This is a genomic window from Luteimonas sp. FCS-9 (genome assembly GCF_001014645.1).
GTDB lineage: Bacteria > Pseudomonadota > Gammaproteobacteria > Xanthomonadales > Xanthomonadaceae > Luteimonas.
The window spans coordinates 56083-76853 of record NZ_LASZ01000019.1; the positions used below are offsets into that span (position 1 = coordinate 56083).

The following is a 20771-nucleotide window of genomic DNA, read 5'->3' on the forward strand; positions in this document are numbered from 1 at the left end:
CGATCGTGCCCGAGCGTGGGTCGATGGCATGTGGAGCGTCGCTTGCATGTCACGCACGCACGCAAGACGCGGCGTTCGGCGGCGTTCCTGGCCCGGGTGCCATCGCGGCGCTGCTACGCGCGCCGTCGCATCCGGCGCAGCAGCGCGACCACCAGCCACAGCCCGACGACGATGTACGGCACGCAACTGGGGACCCACATCAGCAGGCCTGCCAACTGCTGGTCGCGCAGCGGATCAAGTCCGACCAGCAGCGCACGATCGGTGTAGACCGGATACAGCAGCCGCGGCGCGAACGTCAGCAGCGCGCCGAGGAAGCCCATCTGCATCATCGCCGCCGCCAGCGCGACGAGCCCGCCGACCGCACCGGCATCGGGCGCGCGCAGGCGTCGCCACACGGCGGCCCAGAACCACATCCCGGCGAGCAGGAAGCTGGCGTGCATCGCGCGGTGCAGCGTCGCGTCGGCCAGCGCGGCCGAGGTCGCGCCCGGCAGGTGCCACAGCCACATCGTCGCGACGTGCACCAGCGCTGCAGGTGCGAGCGCGTCGGCCAGCGCCGACAGCGGCCGATGCAGCCCGCGGTGCAGGCGCCGGGACCAGCGGCGCGGCAGCGCGGACGCCGCGACCGCGAACGGCCGGCCGGCCAGCAGCAGCGGCGGCGCCAGTGCCAGCAGCGTCATGTGCTGGGCCACGTGCGCCGACAGCGCGTAGGCGCCGAACGCGTCCAGCGGCCACACCATCGCCAGGCCCAGCGCCAGCACGCCGGACGCGAACGCGCCGGCCTCGCCGCGCGATACGCCGCGGCCGACGCCGGCGCCCCGCCACAGCCGTGCCAGTCCGCCCGCGTACAGCGCGACGAGCGCCAGCAACGGTGCGAGCGCCCACGGCGACAGCGTCCACGCGGTCGCGAGCGTGGGCGGCGGCCCCTCGGGCAGCGCGGCGAACGCGGGCATCGCCGCGCTGCCGGGGAGAACGAGGAGGATGCGGAAGGCGGCGCGCGACATGGCCGGCAAGCCTAGCAGCGGCCGACGTGCAGCCGGGGCGAATCCGGGCGTTCGGGGATCCTCGCCTGCGACCCGGGTCGCGCCGATGGCCGGGGGCAACCGGGCCGATGGTGGCGCGTCGGGCGGCCGCGGCAATGGCGCGCCGCCATGGGAGGGAAGGCGGCGTCTGCACGCGCGCCGGACGCGGCGGGTCCCGACGCCGGCTTGACCACCGGCGCCCTAGGCTGTCGCGATCCCCGTCCCGGAGTCGCCGGTGTACTTCTGGCTCAAGGTGCTGCACATCCTCGCGATGACGGTCTGGTTCTCCGGTCTGTTCTTCCTGCCGCGGCTGTTCGTCGCGCGTCAGCGGCGCGAGATCGATGCCGATCCCGGCTTCTGGAATCCGGTCACCAACACGCTGTTCTTCCGCATCATGACGCCCGCTGCGCTGGTGACGATCGTCGCCGGCGGCGTGCTGATCGCGTTCGGCCCCACCGGCGCGTGGCTGGTGCTCAAGCTGGTCGTCGTCGCCGCCGCGGTGCTGCTGCACCTGTACTTCGGCCTGCTGCTGTACGAACTGGGCCAGGACCGCGATCACCACGGCCCGACGTTCTACCGCGCGATCGGCTGGGTGCCGCTGCTGTTGCTGCTGCTGATCGCGGCGCTGACCGGCGCCAAGCCGCTCACGCTCGGCGACCTGCCGCCGCCGCCCATGTAGAGGCCTCCGCGCACCGCTCTGCAGGAGCGCGCTCGCGCGCGATGGGGCGTCGCCGGGAACGCCCTTCGCGCGCAAGCGCGCTCCTACGAGAGGCGACCGCCGCCGATGGAAACGCCCTCGCGCCAGCCATCTGTCTGCAGGAGCGCGCTTGCGCGCGATGGGGCGTCACCGGGAAAGCCGCTCGCGCGCAAGCGCGCTCCTACGAGAGGCGACCGCCGCCGATGCAAACGCCCTCGCGCCAGCCATCTGTCCGTAGGAGCGCGCTCGCGCGCGATGGGGCGTCACCGGGAAAGCCGTTCGCGCGCAAGCGCGCTCCTACGAGAGGCCAGCGACGCCGATGCAAACGCCCTCGCGCCAGCCACCTGTCCGTAGGAGCGCGCTCGCGCGCGATGGGGCGTCACCGGGAAAGCCGCTCGCGCGCTAGCGCGCTCCTACGAGAGGCCAGCGACGCCGATGGAAACGCCCCGCGCAAGTCATCTGTCCGTAGGAGCGCGCTCGCGCGCGACGAGGCGTCGCCCGGAACTCCAGGCCGCGCGCGAGCGTCCGGCTACGGCGGCCGCGAGATCCACGTGGGCGACGGCGGACTCGCCGCGTCGTCCGGCAGTGCGCCCCGGTGCGGGGCGCGCCGGCGTCCGTCACTTGATGGTGTCGGCCTGCAGCAGGCGCCCGATCTGCGTGTGCGACGGCGAACTCGCCAGGTCCAGCGGCATCACCAGCTTCGGGTTGGGATTGGGAATCGCGCGTACCGGCGTCTCCGGCGACGCCTCCTCCAGCAGCGCGCCCGCGTCGTCGACGCTCGCGGTGATCGGCAGGATCGACAGGCCGAGGCGGTCGCGCACGGTGTTGGCGCGTTCGCGCAGCGCGGCGTCGGCCGGCGCGCCCTGCAACGGCGGCGTTGCGGCCTGCGGATCGGTCTCCAGGTGCGCGCGGATGCCCGCCAGCGCTTCCCGGCGCTGCGGATGCAGCAGGCCCCAGACCTCCTCGAGCAGCGCCTTGGCGTCGATCTTCGGGAACGGCAGGTGGGTCGGCCCGGTCATGACGATGCGCGGCGCGAGCCGCCCGGTCGGCTGTACGTCGCACTGCGCGAGCGCGCGGTAGACGACTTCGCTGCAGATCATGTGGCTCGGGTCGTCGTGGATCAGGTGGTCGAGCGCCTCGCGCACGACGATCCGCGCCAGCCAGTTCTGCGGCCACTTGCCGCGCACCGCGACGACCACGCCGAGGAAGGCCAGCGCGTCGATCGGGTAGGGAATGCCGAGCATTGACTCGGCCTTGGCCAGCACGCTGGCCCGGTCGGCGTCGTCGAGCGCGTTGCCGTCGTGCGCAAGCGGGCGGTAGGCGTCGATCAACACGATCTCGGTGGTGTCGACCAGCCGCTGCGCCAGCGGGTAGCGACGCACGCCCGAGGCGGCGGCCTCGATCAGATCGCCCTGGTCGGCGACGATCGCCGCGTGGCTGTAGATGCTGTCGCCGCACCAGGCGATCAGCGTCGAGAGCTGGCCGCTGCTGAGCATCAGCAGGATGTCGCCGGGCAGCAGGTCCTCCTGCGCGGCAGCGGGCGGCGTGGCCGGGGTGGGGGTGGTCTGGGTCATGCGCTGGCTTCCATGTGGGCGGTGGGAAGTGAGACGGGGGGCGGCGCGATGCTGACGCAGTCGCGGCCGTTGGCCTTGCTGACGTAGAGCGCGGCATCGGCGCGCGCGAGCAGCGCCGCCATCGATTCGCCGGCGACGAACTCGGCCACCCCGATGCTCAGCGACAGCGGCAAGGTCAGCTCGCCGGTCGAGAGCGGATGGTCGTGGACGGCAATGCGGATCTCCTGCGCCGTCGCGCCCGCCTGCGCGAGGTCGGCGCCGGGCAGGACCGCCAGCAGCTCGTCGCCGCCGTAGCGGCCGAGCGCGTCGCGCTCGCGCAGCCGGTTGCGGGCGCGGGCGGCGACGATGCGCAGGCATTCGTCGCCCAGCGCGTGGCCGTGCCGGTCGTTGATCGCCTTGAACCGGTCCAGGTCGATGAACGCGACCGACAGCGCGGTCCCGCGCTTGCCCGCCAGTGCGATCTCGTGCGTCAGGCGCTGCTCGATCGCGCTGCGGCTCGACAGGCCGGTCAGCCCGTCGACCATCGCCAGCCGGCTGGCGCGATCGCGGTCGCGGCGCAGTTCGAGCATCGCGTCGGCCAGGCCCAGCGTCAGCAGCAGCCCCGAGGTCGCCAGGCCCAGGTCCATGCCGCTGCCGACCCACGCCGGTGCACTCCAGGCGCCCATCAGCTCGAGCGTGCGCAGGATGCAGAAGCCCAGCAGCGGCAACCAGGCGATCGACAGGATCCGCGCCTCGCGCTGGCCGCGCCAGGCCTGGACCCAGGCGACCAGCAGCAGGATCACCGACGACACCATCAGCCCCAGGTTGCCCGCCATCGACAGGAACCGGCTGTCGAACAGCGCGTGACCGCAGGCGATCGCGAGCATCGTCGCCGCGCACACGCGCAGCAGGATCGCGGTCCTGGGCAGGTGGCGCTGTACGTCGAGGTAGCGCGCCTGGAACAGGATCGCGAACAGGCCGCCGAGCGCGGCGAGCACCCGCTGGGGTTGCAGCGAGTGGCCGAACACGGCCTCCAGCAGCGGGATGTCGCGGGCCTCGCCGCCGAGCACCAGCAGATAGATCAGCACGCAGCTCAGGTTGGCGGCGAAGTACAGGTGCGCACGCTCGCGCAGGCGCAGCCAGAAGGCCGCGGCGAGCAACAGCAGGACCGTCGTCGCGCCGAGGCTGAAGGCGCGGCGGTAGGCGTAGCGCAGGTCGTCGCGCTGCACCTGCGCCAGCGGCGCGATGTCGACCTGCATGGGGATCGAGCCGTTGGCGTTCACCCGCAGCCAGACCGTCTGGCCCGCGCGCAGGCCGTCGGGCAGGTCGATCACCAGCGCGCGTGGCGAGTAGCGGTCGTCGGCGTGCGCGCCGTAGACCCCGTGCCGCGACGGCGCGTCCGCGCCCGGCAGCCAGGCCTCGACCTGGTTGAGGAACGGCGTGTACAGCAGCAGCTTGGGGGCGTCGTCGGCCGGCACGTTCGCGCGGCTGGTCAGCTTCCACCAGGCGCCGCCGCGTGCGCGCTCGAACAGCATGTCCGGACGGCTGGGCCGCAGTGGGCCGGCCGCGTCCGCCGGCGGCGCCTCGGCGCCCGCCGTGGCGTCGTCGAGGCGCTGCAGCGTCCAGGTCTGCGCATGCGCGGCGGCGACGCACGCCCACAGCAGGACGGCCGCCCCCCAACGAACCAGCGTCCCCATGCGTCCGTACCGCGATCTCCCGAGAGCGGCGAGAATATCGCAGCCTCCGGCGCCGCGGACGCTCCAGAAGGCCTCCGCGCGCATGTTGCCCCATTCATCGTGCGCTGGCCGTCGCGGGACGTGCGCCGGGCCGGGCCGGATCGTTCGGTCGTGCGGGGGCATGCGCGCCGCGCGCCGTCGTCACTCCGCCGGCGGCGTGTCCTCGACGTCGCGGCCTTTCGGCGTCTCCGTCTCCTCGTCGCCGTAGACGCCGACGCCGTGACGGAAGCTCAGCGTGCCGCCGAGCCAGCCGGCGACGGCCACCAGCAGCGCCATCACCGACGACGACAGCAGGCCCCACGGCCACACCGCGGCCGCGTGGTCGGGCAGGCGCAACCACACCCCGAGCGCGGCCATCGCCAGCACCATCACCGCGACGATGAAATGGTTCCAGGCCGAGACGTGCCGCCGCACCACGCGGATCGACATCATGTCCATCGTGCCGACGATGCCGGCCAGCACCCCGAAGCCCAGGCCGCCGACGTTGAGCCAGAACGCCAGCTCCGCCCAGAACGGCGCGCGCAGCCACAGGTACAGGCCGTCGGCGACGACGACCATCGACAGGAACGCGATCGGGAACGTCACCAGCATCGGGTGGATCGGGTGCTTGGCGATCGCCACCACGCTCTCGACGGTGTGGCTCTGGGTCCGGGGGACGGGTTGTCTGAGATCCTTGCGCATCGGGTCCTCGGTGGGCGCGTCAGGCGCAGGTGGGCAGCAGCGCGACCGGCAGCGCGGTGAACACGACCCCGATCGCGGCGACCAGCGCGACGAGCGCGGTCAGCAGGGGCAGGAAATGCCGACGGTCGCCGGCCGGCCGCGCCGCTGCGGCCGCATGCCGCGCGCGCCACGCCGCGCGGCCGGACCATGCGATGCCCAGCAGCGCGAGCAGCGTCAGCGCCCACAGCGCCCAGGTCACCGCCTCGAGTCCGGCGACCGGCGCACGTCCCAGCCCGCGCGCGCAGGCCAGCCCCTGCAGGCTGTAGACGGCGACGAAATGCAGCGCCCACACCGCCAGCGGTGCCGCCATGCGGGTCAGGCCCAGGCGGCCGTCGGGGCGGTTCACAGCCACCTCGGGAACAGGTGCAGCACGGCCCAGGCGACGACGCCCTGGCCGACCGCGTAGCGCCAGAAGCCGGCGGCGACGCGCGATTCCAGGCTGCGCACCGCATCGACGTGACCGCGGTGGATGCGCAGCGCGACGAAGCCACCGATCAGCATCGCCACCGCCACGTGCACGGCGTGGAAGCCGGCCAGCGTCCACACCACCGACGCGTAGGCGTGGACCTGCGGCGCGCCGGCCGATTGCCAGATCGCGGGCAGGTGCAGCGCGAGAAACGCCGCGCCTGCGACGAGCGCGGCCGCGTGCCACGCGATCGCGGCGGTGCGCCGCCCGGCGCGCAGCGCACGCGGCGCGGCCCACGCCGACAGCAGCGGCACCGCCAGCGCCGCGAGCGCCGCCAACGTGGGCGCCCAGGCCGCCACCTGCGCGCCGCCGGCCGGCCACGCCGGCGCGTTGAGCCACAGGTAGAAGTACGCGAACACCAGCGAGGCGAACAGCGAACCGTCGATCAGCAGCGTCGCCACCAGCGCCCACCAGCCCGGCGCGTTGCGCGCCGCGGCCTGGGTCGGCAGCGTCAGGCCGGGCGCGACCTCGATCGACGCGGGGGCGTGACGGTCGCCGGTGGTCCAGGCCCAGGCCAGGAACAGGCCGACCAGCGGCAGCAGCATCAGCACCGACAGCCAGTACTGCGAGGTGATGAAGCCGGTCAGCAGCACGCCGATCGACAGCGCCGCCAGCAGCGGCAGCCAGGTCGAGGTCGAGACCCGGATCACCTGCTCGGGACGCGCGGACTGGATGCCGGTGCCCAGGATCTCGCGGCGCCCGTCGTGCGCCTCGCCCAGCAGGCCGTCGGTGCGGGCGACCTCGTCGGCGATCTCCGGACGCTGCCACAGCGGGTAGCGGCCATCGACCTGCGGTACCGAGGCGACGTTGTAGTTCGGTACCGGCCGCGGCAGTGCCCATTCCAGCGTGCCGGCCTGCCAGGGATTGGCCTGCGCGCGGCGGCCCAGTACGAAGCACAGCGCGACGTCGATCAGGATCGCAATCACGCCGACCGCGAGCACGAAGCCGGCCGCGGTCGAGACCAGGTTGAGCCAGTGCACGCCCAGTTCCATCGCGTAGCTGTCCACGCGCCGCGGCAGGCCGACCAGCCCGGTCAGGTGCATCGGCAGGAACGTCAGGTTCATGCCGATGAACACCAGCCAGAAGCCGCTGCGGCTCAGCGACTCGGACGGCATGCGCCCGCTTGCCAGCGGCAGCCAGTAGTAGAGCCCGGCGAACATCGGGAACATCAGTCCGCCGATCAGCACGTAGTGCAGGTGCGCGACGACGAAGTGGGTGTCGTGCGCCTGCCAGTCGAACGGCACGAACGCCAGCATCACCCCGGTCAGGCCGCCGCAGACGAACACGACGAAGAAGCCGACGATGTGCAGCATCGGCACGCGCAGCCACGGCTTGCCCGACCACAGCGTCGCGATCCACGCAAACACCTGGATGCCGGTCGGGATGGCGACCATCATGCTCGCCGCGCTGAAGAATGCCAGCGCCAGCAGTGGGATGCCGACCGCGAACATGTGGTGCACCCACAGCCCGAAGCTCAGAAAGCCCGTCGCCACCAGCGCCAGCACGATCCAGGTGTAGCCCACGATCGGGCGGCGGGCGAACGTGGGCACCACCATCGACACCACGCCGGCGGCCGGCAGGAAGATGATGTAGACCTCCGGATGGCCGAACAGCCAGAACAGGTGCTGCCACAGCAGCGGGTCGCCGCCGCGCGCGACCTCGAAGAACGCGAAATCGAACGCGCGCTGGATTTCCAGCAGCAGGCTGGCCAGGATCAGCGGCGGGAAGCCGAACGCGATCATGAAGGCGGTCACCAGCACCGCCCAGGCGAACACCGGCATGCGCGTGAGGTCCATGCCCGGCGCGCGCGTGATCAGGATCGCCACGATCAGCTCCACCGCCGCAGTCACCGCCGCGATCTCGGCGAACGTCACGCCGATCAGCCAGAAGTCCGCGCCCTTGCCCGGCGAATAGGTCGCGTCGGTCAGCGGCGTGTACATGAACCAGCCGCCGTCGGGGACCGAGCCGAACAGGAAGCTCGAATACAGGAACAGCCCGCCGAACAGATAGCACCACCAGCCGAACGCCGACAGCCGCGGGAACGGCAGGTCGCGCGACCCGAGCATCTTCGGGATCAAATACATCGCGAAGCCTTCCATGATCGGCACCGCGAACAGGAACATCATCGTCGTGCCGTGCATGGTCACGAACTGCGCGTAGCGCTCGGGGTCGAGCACCTGCAGCCCCGGCCAGGCGAGCTGCAGCCGGATGAACATCGACAGCATCCCGCCGATCAGCAGGAACGCGAAGCCGGTGACGATGAAGCGCATGGCGATCGTCGAGTGGTTGACCGCGGTCAGCTGCCCGACCAGGCCGCGTCCGTTCGACCACACGCGCTCGAGCAGCGCCAGCCGCTCGGCGTGGCGCAGGCGGTCGCCCGGCGACGGCAGCACCGGATCGGGCCCCAGGCCGCCGCTCACAGCACGTTCTCCGAGGCGCGGTGGCGCGGCGGTGCGCGGCCGGCGGGGGCCTGTGCCGACGGCGGCTCGGCCGCCCGCGGCGCCGGCTGTTCGGCGAGCCAGCCGGGCAGGGCGCCGGCGTCCATCACCCGCACCGGGAACAGCATGCGCGCGTGTTCCAGGCCGCAGAACTCCGCGCACTGGCCGCGCATCGGCACCGCGGCGTCGGCGCGCAGCCGCAGCACGTTGACGCGGCCGGGGATCGCGTCGATCTTGCCACCGAGCCTGGGGATCCAGAAGCCGTGGATCACGTCATCGCTGGTGATCCGGAACTCGACCATCCGGCCCAGCGGCATCGCCAGCGCATCGACGCTCTCGCCCAGCACCGCATCGTCGGCGTCGCGGTAGCGGAAGTGCCACTGCCACTGTCGCGCGGTGACCTCGACGACCATGTCCGGCTCGACGCCGACCCCGGTCACCCGCGCGCTGGTCAGGCTGCCGTAGACCAGCAGCGCGGTCAGCACCGCCGTCGGCAGCACCAGGCCGCCCCACACGACCAGCCGCTCTGGGCGGCGCAGCGCCTGCCCGGCGTCGCGGCGGCGCAGCGCGCGCCACAGCAACGCAAGCACCGCCGCCCAGACCAGCGTGAAGCCGACGGCCATCAGCCACCAGCCGTGCGCGATCTGCGCCGCGGCGGGGCCGACGGGGTCGAGCGCGGACTGCGGGCCGGCGCAGCCGGCCAGCAACGCCCACGCGGGCGCGGCAGACAGGGCGCTGACGCGCCAGGGGAGTCGGAACCGGGTGTCGATGTTGGCCGCCCTGCGAAAAACACGTGTCGCGGGCCGCCGGTCGACGACCCGGATCGAACGCTATCGGTGCCTGCGGCCACGCAATGTGAATACGTCGCAACGCCCGAGACGTCGCCACGCACGATACGTCGCGACACTCGACACGTCGCCACGCACCGTAGGAGCGCGCTCGCGCGCGAACCGGCTTTCCCGGGCAGGCCCTTCGCGCGCAAGCGCGCTCCTACGGGCGGGTGGCCGGCAATCTCACGGGTTGAGACGCTTCCCGGGCAAGGTAGGCGCGTGAACCTGACCGACAAGCTCGCGATCCTCGCCGACGCCGCCAAGTACGACGCCTCCTGCGCGTCGAGCGGCGCGAACCGGCGCGACTCGTCGAAGACCGGTGGCATCGGCAGCACCGAGGGCATGGGCATCTGCCATTCGTACACCCCCGACGGCCGCTGCGTGTCGCTGCTCAAGATCCTGCTGACCAACTTCTGCGTGTTCGACTGCGCGTACTGCGTCAACCGCGTGTCGAGCAACGTGCGCCGCGCGCGCTTCACGACCCAGGAGGTCGTGGACCTGACGCTGGACTTCTACAAGCGCAACTACATCGAGGGGCTGTTCCTGTCGAGCGGCATCATCCGCAACGGCGACTACACGATGGAGCAACTGGTCGAGGTCGCGCGCAGCCTGCGGCAGGACCACCGCTTCGGCGGCTACATCCACCTCAAGACCATTCCCGACGCCGCGCCCGAGCTGCTCGCCGCGGCCGGCCGCTACGCCGACCGGCTGAGCATCAACATCGAGCTGCCGACCGAGGCCGGCATGTCGGCGCTGGCGCCGGAGAAGTCCCATGCCGGTATCCATGGCGCGATGGGCGAGCTCAAGTGGCGCATCGACGAGGACAAGGACGCGCGTCGTGCCAAGCGCCAGGCGGTCGGCGTGCGACGGGCCAAGGCGCCGCGGTTCGCGCCGGCCGGCCAGAGCACGCAGATGATCGTCGGCGCCGACGGCGCCAGCGACCGCCGCATTCTCGAGTCGAGCAGCCGCATGTACGGCACCTACCGCATGCGCCGCGTCTACTACTCGGCCTTCAGCCCGATCCCCGATGCCTCCAAGACGCTGCCGCTGCAGGCGCCGCCGCTGCTGCGCGAGCACCGGCTCTACCAGGCCGACTGGCTGCTGCGCTTCTACGGGTTCGACGTCGAGGAGATCGCACCCGGGCCCGGCGCCGAGGGCGCGCCGGCCGAGGACGGTACCGAGGCCGGCATGCTCGACCTCGACGTCGACCCCAAGCTCGCCTGGGCGTTGCGCAACCCCGCGCGCTTCCCGGTCGACGTCAACCGCGCGCCGCGCGAACTGTTGCTGCGCGTGCCGGGGCTGGGCGCGCGCAACGTCGAGCGCATCATCGCCGCGCGCCCGCACGGCGCGCTGCGCCTGGACGACCTGGCGCGGCTGCGCGTGCCGCTGAAGAAGGTCATGCCGTTCGTCGTCGTGCCCGGCCACCACCCGCGCCAGCGGCTCGACGACCCGGCGCGGCTGCGCGGCGAACTCGCCCCGCAGCCGCGCCAGGCCAGCCTGTTCTGATGGCGGCGGTATGAGGGCCAGCACACGGATCGCTTCCTGCTGTAGGAGCGCGCTTGCGCGCGATGCGGCGTTCCCGGTAAGGCGGATTCGCGCGCAAGCGCGCTCCGACGGGAGAGAGTTCATGCCCTTGCGGGCGTCCGCCAGCGCGACTGCGGTCGGGCCGGAAGGAACGACGCACCCATCGTGAATCGCCCTGCTCACGGCCCGTTGATCGCCGCCCGCATCGAGCCCCCCTGGGACCCCGGTGCGTGGCGCGCGGCCGCGCGCGCCGCGTTGTGCGCAAACGTTCCGCCCGAACGCATCGACTGGAGCGGTGGTGCGCAGGGTTCGCTGCTCGGCGGCGCGGACGTGCGCGCTCTGTCCGCGACCCGGGCCGCGCCGCGGGTGCCGGCCGGGTTCCTGTCCCTGGCCGACGCCGTGCTGTGCCACCGCGCCGACGACCGCCACGGCCTGCTCTACCGCATGCTCTGGCGCATCGCACAGGGCGAGCGCGCGCTGCTGCTGCGCGCCGCCGATCCGGACGTGCACCGGGCGCGCACGATGGCCCAGGCGGTGCGCCGCGATACGCACAAGATGAAGGCCTTCGTGCGCTTCCGCGCCGTGCCCGGCGCCGGGGAGGAGTACGTCGCCTGGTTCGAGCCCGACCACTGGATCGTCGACCGGGTCGCGCCGTTCTTCGCGCGTCGCTTCGCCGGCATGCGCTGGGCGATCGTGACCCCGTACCGCAGCGCGCTGTGGGACGGCGCGGCGCTGGCGTTCGCGCCGGGCGGCACGCGCGCCGACGCCCCGGCCGAGGACGCGCGCGAGGACCTGTGGCGCACCTACTACGCGCACATCTTCAATCCGGCGCGGCTCAACACCACGATGATGCGCACCGAGATGCCGCAGAAGTACTGGAAGCACCTGCCCGAGACCGCGCTGTTGCCGACGCTGGTGCGCGATGCGGGCCTGCGCGTGCGCGAGATGGCCGAGCGCGCGCCCGAGGCGCCGCGCCGGCGCATCCCCGCCGCGCCCGGCCCGGCGGTCCCCGCGCCCGACGGCCTGGACGCGCTGCGCGAGGCCGCGCGCGACTGCCGGCGCTGCCCGCTGTGGCAGCCGGCGACGCAGACGGTGTTCGGCGAAGGACCGGGCGACGCCCGCACGATGATCGTCGGCGAGCAGCCCGGCGACGAGGAGGACCTGTCGGGCCGGCCGTTCGTCGGGCCGGCGGGCCGGCTGTTCTCGCGCGCGCTCGACGAACTCGGCATCGACCGGCGCGCGCTGTACCTGACCAACGCGGTCAAGCATTTCCGTTTCGAGCCGCGCGGCAAGCGGCGCCTGCACCGCCGGCCCGACGTCGCCCACGTCGAGGCCTGCAACGGCTGGCTGCGCGCCGAGATCGCGCAGCTGCGGCCCGAGCGCATCGTCTGCCTGGGCGCGACCGCCGCGCGCGCGGTGTTCGGGCCCGGCGTGCGGCTGACCGAGGAGCGCGGCCTGTGGCGCACGCGCGACGACGGCGTCCGCGCATTCGCCACCGTGCACCCGTCCTGGGTGCTGCGCCAGGGCGATCCCGCCGCGCAGGCGCAGGCCTACGCCGGCTTCGTCGACGACCTGCGTCTGCTGACGGCCGCCTGACGACCGCGGCAAGGCCGTGCGGACCGCTCGCCTCAGCGGCCCTGGGCGTGCTCACCGCGCAGCGTCATCACCTTGCTGGCGATGCGTGCGACGACCTTGCCGTCGTCGCGCTGGATGTCGCAGCGGTAGTGGCTGATCGTGCGGCCGCGATGTTCGGCCCAGGCATGGGCGCGCAACCGCGCACGCCACACCGGACGCAGGAACGTCGCATCGAGGTCGATGCTGGTGAAGCTTTCGCCTGGCTGCATCAGCGTCGAATGCGCGGTGCCGATGGTCGCGTCGGCCAGTTCGCACAACAGGCCGCCGTGCACGGTGCCTTGTTGGTTGCCGTGGTGGTCGGGGTCTGCTTCCAGTTCGATGGCGGCCATCGCCTCGCTCACCGCGACGAGCCGAAAACCCAGCAGCTGCGAGATCGCGGTGGGGTAGCGCAAGTGGATGGTGGCGGGGTCGACAGGTCGGCCGTCGAGCATGCGTTGCAGGTGGTCGAGGATCGGCAGGCGCAGTGGGGCGTTGAACATCGGCGCTCCTTGGGCGTGAGGTGTGGAGGGCGTGCCGGCGGCGTCACCGGCACAGGAACGGGCCGTCGAGCAGCGCGAGCAGGATCGGCGCCGAGAGCCAGGCCTCGAATGCGCGGGCGAGCGCGACGGCCAGGGCGGTGGCGACCACGGCGGCCAGGCCGAGGTCGCGCAGGCGACGACGGTTCATCGGGCAGGCGCCGCGTCGGCGGCGAGCGGGCGATCGTCGATGGGCCAGTGCAGCCAGGCCGCCGCCAGCCCGATCGCGATCGATCCCAGCCACAGCAGGTCGTAGCTGCGGTAGGCGTCGTAGACCGCGGCACCCATCCAGACGCCCAGGAAGCTGCCGATCTGGTGGCCGAGAAACACCAGCCCGAACAGCGTGGCGAGATAGCGCACGCCGAAGATCCTCGACACGACCAAGCTGGTCAGCGGTACCGTGCCCAGCCACAGGAAACCGATCACGGCCGAGAACGCATAGGCGCTCCAGGGCGTCACCGGCATGACCACGAAGACCAGCGTCGCCAGCGCGCGCAATGCATACAGCGCGCAGAGCACCTGCCGCGCCGGCCAGCGCCCGGCCGCCCGAGTGCAGGCATAGCTGCCGAAGACATTCGCCAGCGCGATGATCGCCAACGTCGCGCCGGCCTGGCGCACGCCCAGGCCCTGCTCGACCAGGTAAGCGGGCATGTGGGTGGCGATGAAGGCCAACTGGAAGCCGCAGGCCATGAAGCCGAGGTTGAGCAGCCAGAACCCGCGATGGCCCAGCGCCTGGCGGATCGTCGCGCGCATCGGCGCAGGCGCCTGGACCGCGGTCGCCGACACCGCCCGCGCCGGTGCATCGCGCAGCAGGTAGCCCAGCGGGGCCAGGGCGACCATCAACACGCACAACACGGTCGCCGCGCCTCGCCAATCGAAGGCGTCGATCAGGCCCTGGGCGACCGGCACCATGCAGAACTGGCCCAGGCCGCCGAGTGCGCCGGCGATCGCCAGAGCCCAGGTCCGCTGCGACCCATCGAAGAGGCGGCTGAGTGCGCCGTAGACCGTTCCGAACGCCGTGCCCGACAGCGCGATGCCGATCAGCAGCCCGTTGCTCAGCGCGAACGCGGCCGGCTCGGCGGCGCGGGCCATCAGCGCCAGGCCCAGTCCGTAGGCGAGCATGCCCAGCGCCAGCACCCGCGCCGAGCCGAAGCGGTCGGCGATCATGCCGGTCAGTGGCTGCGCCAATCCCCAGGCGAGGTTCTGCAACGCCAGGGCCAGGCCGAAGGTCTCGCGACTCCAGCCCAGCGACAGCACCACAGGCGACAGGAACAGCCCCTGCACATGGCGGACGCCGAGCGCGGCGCCCAGCAAGGCGCCCGCGGCGATCACGATCGCCCAGCGGTGGCGGAGGATGATGTGCGGGTCCGGCATCGCGAGGCTCCTGTGCACACGCGGGCCCAGAGCCCCGGGGCCGGGGCGGCAACCGCGTTTCGCCCGGGAGCGTGATCGCGTAGATTGGAGCAATCAAGAAATTGTCCTAGGGACGCGTGCATGGCCACTTCCCCGGTTGCGGTCATCGTCGAGCGCCTCGCCGCGCAGATCCACAGCGGCCGGCTGGCGCCGGGCACGGCGCTGCCGACCCATCGCGAACTGGCCGCCCGGCATGGGATCGCGGTCGCCTCGGCGAGCAAGGCCTATGCACAGCTGCGGTCGATGGGCCTGGTCGTCGGCGAGACCGGGCGCGGCACGTTCGTGCGCGATCGTCCGCCGCAGCGCGAGTGGGACAGTGGCGACGAAGCGCGGCGCAGCGCGAGCGCGGTCGATCTGTCGTTCAACCATCCGACCTGGCCCGGCCAGGCGGCGCTGCTGCGCGGCATGCTGCGCGAGTTGGCCACCTCCGGCGACCTGGCGGCGCTGATGCACCAGCAACCGCCCGGTGGGCGGCGCCACGAGCGCCGGATCGTGGCCGACCTGCTGACCACCTCGCGCGGGATCGACGCCGATGCGGAGCGGATCCTGCTGGTCAACGGCGCGCAGCATGGCCTGGATGTGGTGGTACGGGCGATGCTGCGGCCGCACGACGCGGTCGCGGTCGACGCCTTGAGCTACCCGGGCTTTCGCATGCTGGCCGAGTTGCAGTCGCTCGATCTGGCGCCGGTGCCTGCCTGCGCCGATGGTCCCGATCTCGACGCCCTGGAGCGGCTGTGCCGCAGCCGCCCGATCCGCGCGATCTACGCGATGCCGACGCTGCACAATCCGCTGGGCTGGGTGCTCGACGCCCAGCAGCGGCAGCGGCTGGTGGCGATCGCGCGGCGCCACGACTGCGTGCTGATCGAGGACGCGGCCTATGCGTGGCTGGCGGACCCGGCGCCGGTCGCGCTGGCGAAGTTGGCGCCCGAACGCACCTTCCACATCGCCAGCCTGTCCAAGAGCCTGGCCAGCGGCCTGCGCTTTGGCTATGTCGTCGTGCCTGCGTCCTGCGCGGTGCGGGTCAAGGCCGTGATCCGGGCCAGCCACTGGAGCCTGCCGAGCCTGGTGACCGCGATGGCGACGCGCTGGATCGCCGAGGGCACGGTCGCGCAGCAGGAGATCGCATTGCGCGAGGATGCGCGTCGGCGCCAGGCGATCGCCGCCGACGTGTTCGCCGGCCTCGACGTGCGAGCGCATCCCGCGTCGCCGTTCCTGTGGCTGCGCCTGCCCGAGGACCTGCGCATGGACCGCGCGGCCGAGGCGCTGGCCGCGCGCGGCATCGCGGTGTCCAAGGCCGAGGCCTACGCGACCGGCCGGCAGGCGCCGCATGCGCTGCGTCTGGGCCTGGGCTCGGTGCCGATCGACGGGCTCGCCGACGTGCTGCGGCAGTTGCGCGACACCCTCGAGCGCTTGCCGGTCTGACTTGCGCACCCGATCCGGCGCGCCCCGATGAATCCCGGCTGAGACCGCCCGGCCCCCATTCACCCGTACTTCGCGTGATCGCCAGAAGACTCGGCGCACCCAATCGCAGGAGCTTCCCGATGAAGACGACCCTGACCCGCGGTTTCGCGCTCGCCCTGTCGCTGGCCGCCGGCACCGCCCTCGCGCAGGACGCGATGACGAGTGCCCAGGTCCGTGCGGCGCTGGCCGACGGCGGCTACACCGACGTCACCGACCTCGAGTTCAAGGACGGGTTGTGGAAGGCCGACGCGAAGGACCCGAACGGCCGCAAGATCGACATCCGCCTCGACCCCGCGACCGGCCGCCTGTATCCCGACAACGCCGGCGCGACGACGCTCGGCGAGGCCGACATCCGCGCCAAGCTGACCGCGGCCGGTTTCACGAAGATCGAGGACGTGAAGTTCGACGACGGCCTGTGGGAGGCCGAAGCCGACACGAAGGAAGGCCAGCGCGTCGATCTCAAGCTCGACCCGCAGGATGGTCGCGTGATCAGCCAGTCGCGCGACTGATCGTCCCGGAGCGCGACCTGGACGCCCGGCGGACGCCGGGCGTCCGCGCACCCGCAGCCGGTGCCACGCGTCGCGTCGCCATCGCGGGACGTTGCCCAGCCGCCGGCGTGGCGGCCCGCATCCGCGTCAGTCGTCCCGCTCGGGCACCGGCACGTCGTCGGGCATCGCGTCGCGCACGCAGTTGGCCGCGGTGCGCGGCTGTTCGGGGGTCGCGACCACGCAACGCGCGGCGGACCCGGCCCAGCGCGAGACCGCGTCGTCGCGTCCGGCCAGCGCGTCGGTGTCCACCAGCCAGCGCGCGATGTCGAGCATGCGCTGGCGGTCGTCGAGCGAGGCGACCGCGTCGAGGGCGGCAGCCGAGACCACGAAGCTGTGCGCGAACGCCGCGGTCGTGCGCTCGGCGGTGTCCTCGGGGGCCAGCCGGCCGTCCGGCGCGACCAGCAGGCCCTGGAGACGGATCGTCTCGCGCGCCTTGAGGTCGCCGGCCGAGCCGATGCTCGTGCGCAGCAGGACCGTCGTGCCCAGCGCGCCGATGAAGATGCCGCCCAGCAGCACGAACACCGCGCCGATCAGCAGCGGCGTCCGCGACGCGGGGACGGCCCCGTGGGGCCCGGTGGGATCGGTCACGCTCGCCTCCTGTGCCGGCCACCGCGGCCGGCCGCATAGGCTAGCGCAGCCAGCCGGCGAGTTCCTCGCGGCTCAGGCGGCCGTCGCGGTTGCTGTCGATCGCGTTGAACTCGGCGGCGAGCGTGGGATGGGCCTTGGCCTCGGCGCGGTCGACGAAGCCGTCGCTGTCCGCATCGAGCGCGGCGAAGTCGATCCGGTACTGCGCCGACGCCGCCGAGCGCGGCTCGTAGGAGCGGATCACGACCTGCTGCCCGTCGTCCCGGTCGTAGGTCACCACGCCGGTCTGACGGCCCGACTGCGAGGACACCGCGGGCGGTTCGGCGACCGGTTCGAGCGCGCTGGTGCTCACCTGCGCGGCCGCGGGCGCGGCGATCGCCGCGACGAACGCGACGGACAGCAGACGACGGACGGGCATGGCGATCTCCTGCAGGCGGCGGGAACGCTACGATGCCCGGCCGATACCGCGCCGCACGTGAACGACGGGGCCAGTGTCAGGCGTGGCGCTGGCGCAGCCGCAGCACGGCGGTCTGGATCACCAGCAGCGTCGCGACGCCCAGCGCCACCCAGGCCGAGGTCGTCGCGCCGGCCAGCGGCCAGCCGGTCTGCTTGATCCACACCGCGAACAGGCCCCACAGCGCGACCGCCGCAAAGGCGGGGTTGCCGCGCATCCGCGCGTTGAGCGCAAGCAGCAGCGCCGCCGCGATCGCCCACAGCGCCAGGCTCCAGCCGAGCATGCGCGAGGTCGACAGCCACTGGTAGGCGATGATCGTCTGCGCGATGTTGAGGAAGGCGGCCAGCGACAGCCAGCCGGCGTGCAGCGACAGTGCCAGCCAGGCGAGGCGCCGCCCGCGCGCGGCGGTGCCGTCCGACAGCCGCACCGCGCACCAGGCCAGGCATGCCAGCGCGCCGACGATCACCGCCACGCACGCGACGAAGCGACCGGCCGAGAACAGCGGCATCCAGATCGTGGTCAGCGCGAAGCCCAGCGCGGCGACCGGGGCGATGCGCGCGAGCAGCGGATCGCCGCGGCGCGCGCCGGTCGCCTGCCAGACCGCGTAGGCGATGTCGAGCGCGAAGATCAGCCCCCAGACCGAGAACGCGTAGCCGGCCGCGACCAGCAGCGTGGGATAGCGCCCGGAGATCGTGGCCTGGTCGGGCCCGAACGCGCCGGTCTGCGACAGCCATCCGACGATGGGCATGGCGATCGAGCACAGCAGCACGAGCAGGCGCATGGGACACGAGTTCCAAGGGGGAGGCGCCCATGCTGGCACCGGTGGCGTGACGGGCGCGGTGACGTCCGTCACGCCGCCGGCGGGGCGTCGGTGCGCACGTGCCGGCGTGGCCCCTTGCGTGCGTGCCCCGGGCGTGACGAGGAAGATGGCTGGCGCGCGAGCGCGCGCCTGCAGAATCCGTTCGGTCGTTATGGCGTGCGTTCGGCGATCGGAGCCCGTTCGGCCATGCCGCTGTGCCGCAGCAGTGCGGCGATGTCGGGATCGCGGCCGCGGAACGCACGGAAGTTCTCGGCCGCGTCGCGGCTGCCGCCACGCGCGAGGATCTCGTCGCGGAACCGCGCGCCGGTCTGCGCCAGCCGGTCGGGGGCGTCCTCGAACGCGGCGTAGGCGTCGGCGCTGAGTACCTCGGCCCACTTGTAGCTGTAGTACCCGGCCGCGTAGCCGCCGGCGAAGATGTGCGCGAACTGGTGCGGGAAGCGGTGCCAGGCCGGCGTGCGCAGCACCGCGACCTCGTCGCGCACGTGCTCGAGCAGCGCCAGCGCGTCGTCCTGGACAGGGTCGAAGCCGGCGTGCAGCTGCATGTCGAACAGCGCGAACTCGATCTGGCGCAGCGTCTGCAGGCCGCTGTGGAAATTGCGCGCGGCCAGCATGCGGTCGAACAGGTCGCGCGGCAGCGGCGCACCGGTCTCCACGTGCGCGGTCATCGCCTCGAGGCGCGGCCATTCCCAGCAGAAGTTCTCCATGAACTGGCTCGGCAGCTCGACCGCGTCCCACTCGACGCCGTTGATGCCGGCGATCGGCAGTTCGCCGACCGCGGTCAGCAGCTGGTGCAGGCCGTGGCCCATCTCGTGGAACAGCGTGGTGACCTCGCCGTGGGTGAACGTCGCCGGGCGCCCGTCGGCGCCGCGGCCGAAGTTGCACACCAGGTAGACCAGCGGGGTCTGCGTGCGGTCGCCCGTGGCGCGGCGGTTGCGGCAGTCGTCCATCCAGGCGCCGCCGCGCTTGCCCTCGCGGGCGTACAGGTCGAGGTAGAACTGGCCCACCAGCGCGCCGTCGCCGTCGACCAGGCGGTAGAAGCGCACGTCCGCGTGCCAGACCGGTGCGGTGTCGGGTTCGACGCGCAGGCCGTAGAGGGCGTGGACGAGGTCGAACAGCCCGGCCAGCACGCGGTCCTGCGTGAAGTACTGCTTGACCGTCTGCGCCGAGTAGGCGTAGCGCGCCTGGCGCAGGCGGTCGGCCGCGAACGCGACGTCCCAGGGCTGCAGCGCGTCCAGGCCCAGCGTGTCGCGCGCGAAGGCCTCGAGTTCGTCGCGGTCGCGCTGGGCGTGGGGCCGGGCGCGCGCGGCGAGGTCGCGCAGGAAACCGAGTACGTCGTCCGGCGAGGCCGCCATCTTGGTCGCGAGCGACAGTCCGGCGTAGTCGTCGAAGCCCAGCAGCGCAGCCTGTTCGGCGCGCAGCGCGAGGATGCGGGCGATCAGCGGGCCGTTGTCGCGCTCGGCGGGGCCGGCCTCGGACGCGCGCTGGCCGTAGGCGCGGTACAGCGCCTCGCGCAGGTCGCGATCCTCGGCGTAGGTCTGCACGGGCAGGTAGCAGGGCATCTGCAGCGTGAGCGTCCAGCCCGGTTGGCCGGCCTTCTCGGCGGTCGCGCGCGCGGTCGCGACGACCTCGTCGGGCAGACCGGCGAGCCGGGCGGCATCGTCGACGTGCAGCGAGAACGCGTCGGTCGCATCGAGGACGTGCTCGGAGAACCGCGCCGACAGCGCGGCCAGTTCCTGGCGCACGTCGGACAGCCGCGCCTTGTCCGCCGGATCGAGCGCGGCGCCGCCGAGACGGAAGTCGCGCAGCGCGTGCGCGACGACGCGCCGGCGCAGCGGATCGAGGCCGAGCGCGTCGGCGGCGTCGGACAGGCGGCGGTGCTGGACGTACAGCGCCTCGTCCTGGGCGAGCGCGTTGAAGAACGCGGTGACCTTCGGCAGGGCCGCGTTGTAGGCGGCGCGCAGCTCGGGCGTGTTGACGACGGCGTTGAGGTGCGAGACCTGGTTCCAGGCGCGCGCGAGACGTTCGGTCGCATCGTCGAGCGGGACGACGACCTGCTCCCAGCCCACGGGCTGCGTGCGGCCGGCGACCGCCAGCGCGGCTTCGGCCTCGGCGACGAGCGCATCGATCGCGGGCTGGACGTGCGCGGGTGCGATGGCGTCGAAACGGGGCAGGCCGGAGAAGTCGAGCAGCGGGTTGGTCATCGTCGAGGCACAGCGGGGTGGGGGACACCCGATTCTAGGGGCTGGTGGGGTTGGGGGACGTCGTAGCAGCGTCGCTCGCCTGGTGCTTGCCCAAGTCCGACAAGCGGCGGTAGGAGTACGGGCGTCCGGTGCCGTCGCTTCGGTGGCGGCGGTGTC

At 72.8% G+C, this 20771-nt stretch carries 19 protein-coding genes; 5 read left to right on the top strand and 14 right to left on the bottom strand.

The window, feature by feature from the left end:
* Nucleotides 1–113: 113 nt before the first annotated feature.
* Nucleotides 114–1001, bottom strand: coding sequence for a cytochrome c oxidase assembly protein (locus tag WQ56_RS14530; RefSeq protein WP_047137848.1), 888 nt, complete (start codon nt 999–1001; stop codon nt 114–116).
* Between the two features lie 253 nt (nt 1002–1254).
* On the opposite strand from WQ56_RS14530, the gene WQ56_RS14535 reads away from it, so the two are divergent.
* Nucleotides 1255–1698, top strand: a complete 444-nt coding sequence (locus WQ56_RS14535) for a CopD family protein (RefSeq protein ID WP_052773031.1) — start codon at nt 1255–1257, stop codon at nt 1696–1698.
* A gap of 635 nt (nt 1699–2333) precedes the next feature.
* On the opposite strand, the gene WQ56_RS14540 is transcribed toward WQ56_RS14535, so the two are convergent.
* The 6 genes from WQ56_RS14540 to WQ56_RS14565 all read right to left on the bottom strand — a co-directional run bounded on the left by WQ56_RS14540 (nt 2334) and on the right by WQ56_RS14565 (nt 9336).
* Entirely contained in the window at nt 2334–3290 is a 957-nt protein-coding gene (locus tag WQ56_RS14540; protein ID WP_231583425.1) for a hypothetical protein, read from the bottom strand.
* A complete protein-coding gene (locus WQ56_RS14545) occupies nt 3287–4966 on the bottom strand; it encodes a diguanylate cyclase (protein ID WP_047137849.1) in 1680 nt (559 codons plus the stop codon). Before WQ56_RS14545 ends, WQ56_RS14540 begins: the two co-directional genes overlap by 4 nt.
* 180 nt (nt 4967–5146) lie before the next feature.
* A complete protein-coding gene (locus tag WQ56_RS14550; protein WP_047137850.1) occupies nt 5147–5686 on the bottom strand; it encodes a DUF2231 domain-containing protein in 540 nt (179 codons plus the stop codon).
* A 19-nt stretch (nt 5687–5705) separates the two neighbouring features.
* Nucleotides 5706–6071 carry a hypothetical protein gene (locus WQ56_RS14555; protein ID WP_052773032.1) on the bottom strand — a complete coding sequence of 122 codons (366 nt, stop codon included), beginning with the start codon at nt 6069–6071 and terminating at the stop codon, nt 5706–5708.
* On the bottom strand, nt 6068–8611 hold the full coding sequence (ctaD, locus tag WQ56_RS14560) for a cytochrome c oxidase subunit I (protein ID WP_231583426.1): 2544 nt from the start codon (nt 8609–8611) through the stop codon (nt 6068–6070). Before ctaD ends, WQ56_RS14555 begins: the two co-directional genes overlap by 4 nt.
* Nucleotides 8608–9336, bottom strand: coding sequence for a cytochrome c oxidase subunit II (locus tag WQ56_RS14565; protein ID WP_231583427.1), 729 nt, complete (start codon nt 9334–9336; stop codon nt 8608–8610). Before WQ56_RS14565 ends, ctaD begins: the two co-directional genes overlap by 4 nt.
* 342 nt (nt 9337–9678) lie before the next feature.
* On the opposite strand from WQ56_RS14565, the gene WQ56_RS14570 reads away from it, so the two are divergent.
* Nucleotides 9679–10965, top strand: a complete 1287-nt coding sequence (locus tag WQ56_RS14570) for a putative DNA modification/repair radical SAM protein (RefSeq protein ID WP_047137852.1) — start codon at nt 9679–9681, stop codon at nt 10963–10965.
* 207 nt (nt 10966–11172) lie between these two features.
* Nucleotides 11173–12579 (top strand): UdgX family uracil-DNA binding protein, encoded by a 1407-nt coding sequence (locus WQ56_RS14575; protein ID WP_047137853.1) that lies wholly within the window; start codon nt 11173–11175, stop codon nt 12577–12579.
* A 32-nt stretch (nt 12580–12611) separates the two neighbouring features.
* Here the strand turns inward: WQ56_RS14575 and WQ56_RS14580 are convergent, their stop codons facing one another.
* From WQ56_RS14580 to WQ56_RS14585, 3 genes are read right to left on the bottom strand one after another with little or no spacing between them, the layout of a single operon-like run.
* The gene (locus WQ56_RS14580) at nt 12612–13097 is read right to left on the bottom strand and encodes a PaaI family thioesterase (RefSeq protein ID WP_047137854.1); all 486 of its coding nucleotides are present in this window, start codon (nt 13095–13097) and stop codon (nt 12612–12614) included.
* Between the two features lie 43 nt (nt 13098–13140).
* The gene (locus tag WQ56_RS18760) at nt 13141–13284 is read right to left on the bottom strand and encodes a hypothetical protein (protein ID WP_156170557.1); all 144 of its coding nucleotides are present in this window, start codon (nt 13282–13284) and stop codon (nt 13141–13143) included.
* The gene (locus WQ56_RS14585; RefSeq protein ID WP_047137855.1) at nt 13281–14507 is read right to left on the bottom strand and encodes an MFS transporter; all 1227 of its coding nucleotides are present in this window, start codon (nt 14505–14507) and stop codon (nt 13281–13283) included. The genes WQ56_RS18760 and WQ56_RS14585 overlap by 4 nt, the downstream gene beginning before the upstream one ends.
* A gap of 120 nt (nt 14508–14627) precedes the next feature.
* On the opposite strand from WQ56_RS14585, the gene WQ56_RS14590 reads away from it, so the two are divergent.
* On the top strand, nt 14628–15968 hold the full coding sequence (locus tag WQ56_RS14590; RefSeq protein ID WP_047137856.1) for a PLP-dependent aminotransferase family protein: 1341 nt from the start codon (nt 14628–14630) through the stop codon (nt 15966–15968).
* Nucleotides 15969–16087: 119 nt separating this feature from the next.
* Nucleotides 16088–16516: a PepSY domain-containing protein gene (locus WQ56_RS14595; RefSeq protein ID WP_047137857.1), complete on the top strand. Its 429-nt coding sequence runs from the start codon at nt 16088–16090 to the stop codon at nt 16514–16516.
* A gap of 126 nt (nt 16517–16642) precedes the next feature.
* Here WQ56_RS14595 and WQ56_RS14600 read toward each other — a convergent pair whose 3' ends face one another.
* The 4 genes from WQ56_RS14600 to WQ56_RS14615 form a co-directional block, all read right to left on the bottom strand.
* Nucleotides 16643–17143, bottom strand: coding sequence for a hypothetical protein (locus WQ56_RS14600; RefSeq protein ID WP_047137858.1), 501 nt, complete (start codon nt 17141–17143; stop codon nt 16643–16645).
* Nucleotides 17144–17183: 40 nt separating this feature from the next.
* Entirely contained in the window at nt 17184–17558 is a 375-nt protein-coding gene (locus WQ56_RS14605; RefSeq protein ID WP_047137859.1) for an EF-hand domain-containing protein, read from the bottom strand.
* A gap of 76 nt (nt 17559–17634) precedes the next feature.
* A complete protein-coding gene (locus WQ56_RS14610; RefSeq protein ID WP_047137860.1) occupies nt 17635–18375 on the bottom strand; it encodes a hypothetical protein in 741 nt (246 codons plus the stop codon).
* 188 nt (nt 18376–18563) lie between these two features.
* Entirely contained in the window at nt 18564–20615 is a 2052-nt protein-coding gene (locus WQ56_RS14615) for a M3 family metallopeptidase (RefSeq protein WP_047137861.1), read from the bottom strand.
* Nucleotides 20616–20771: the final 156 nt, after the last annotated feature.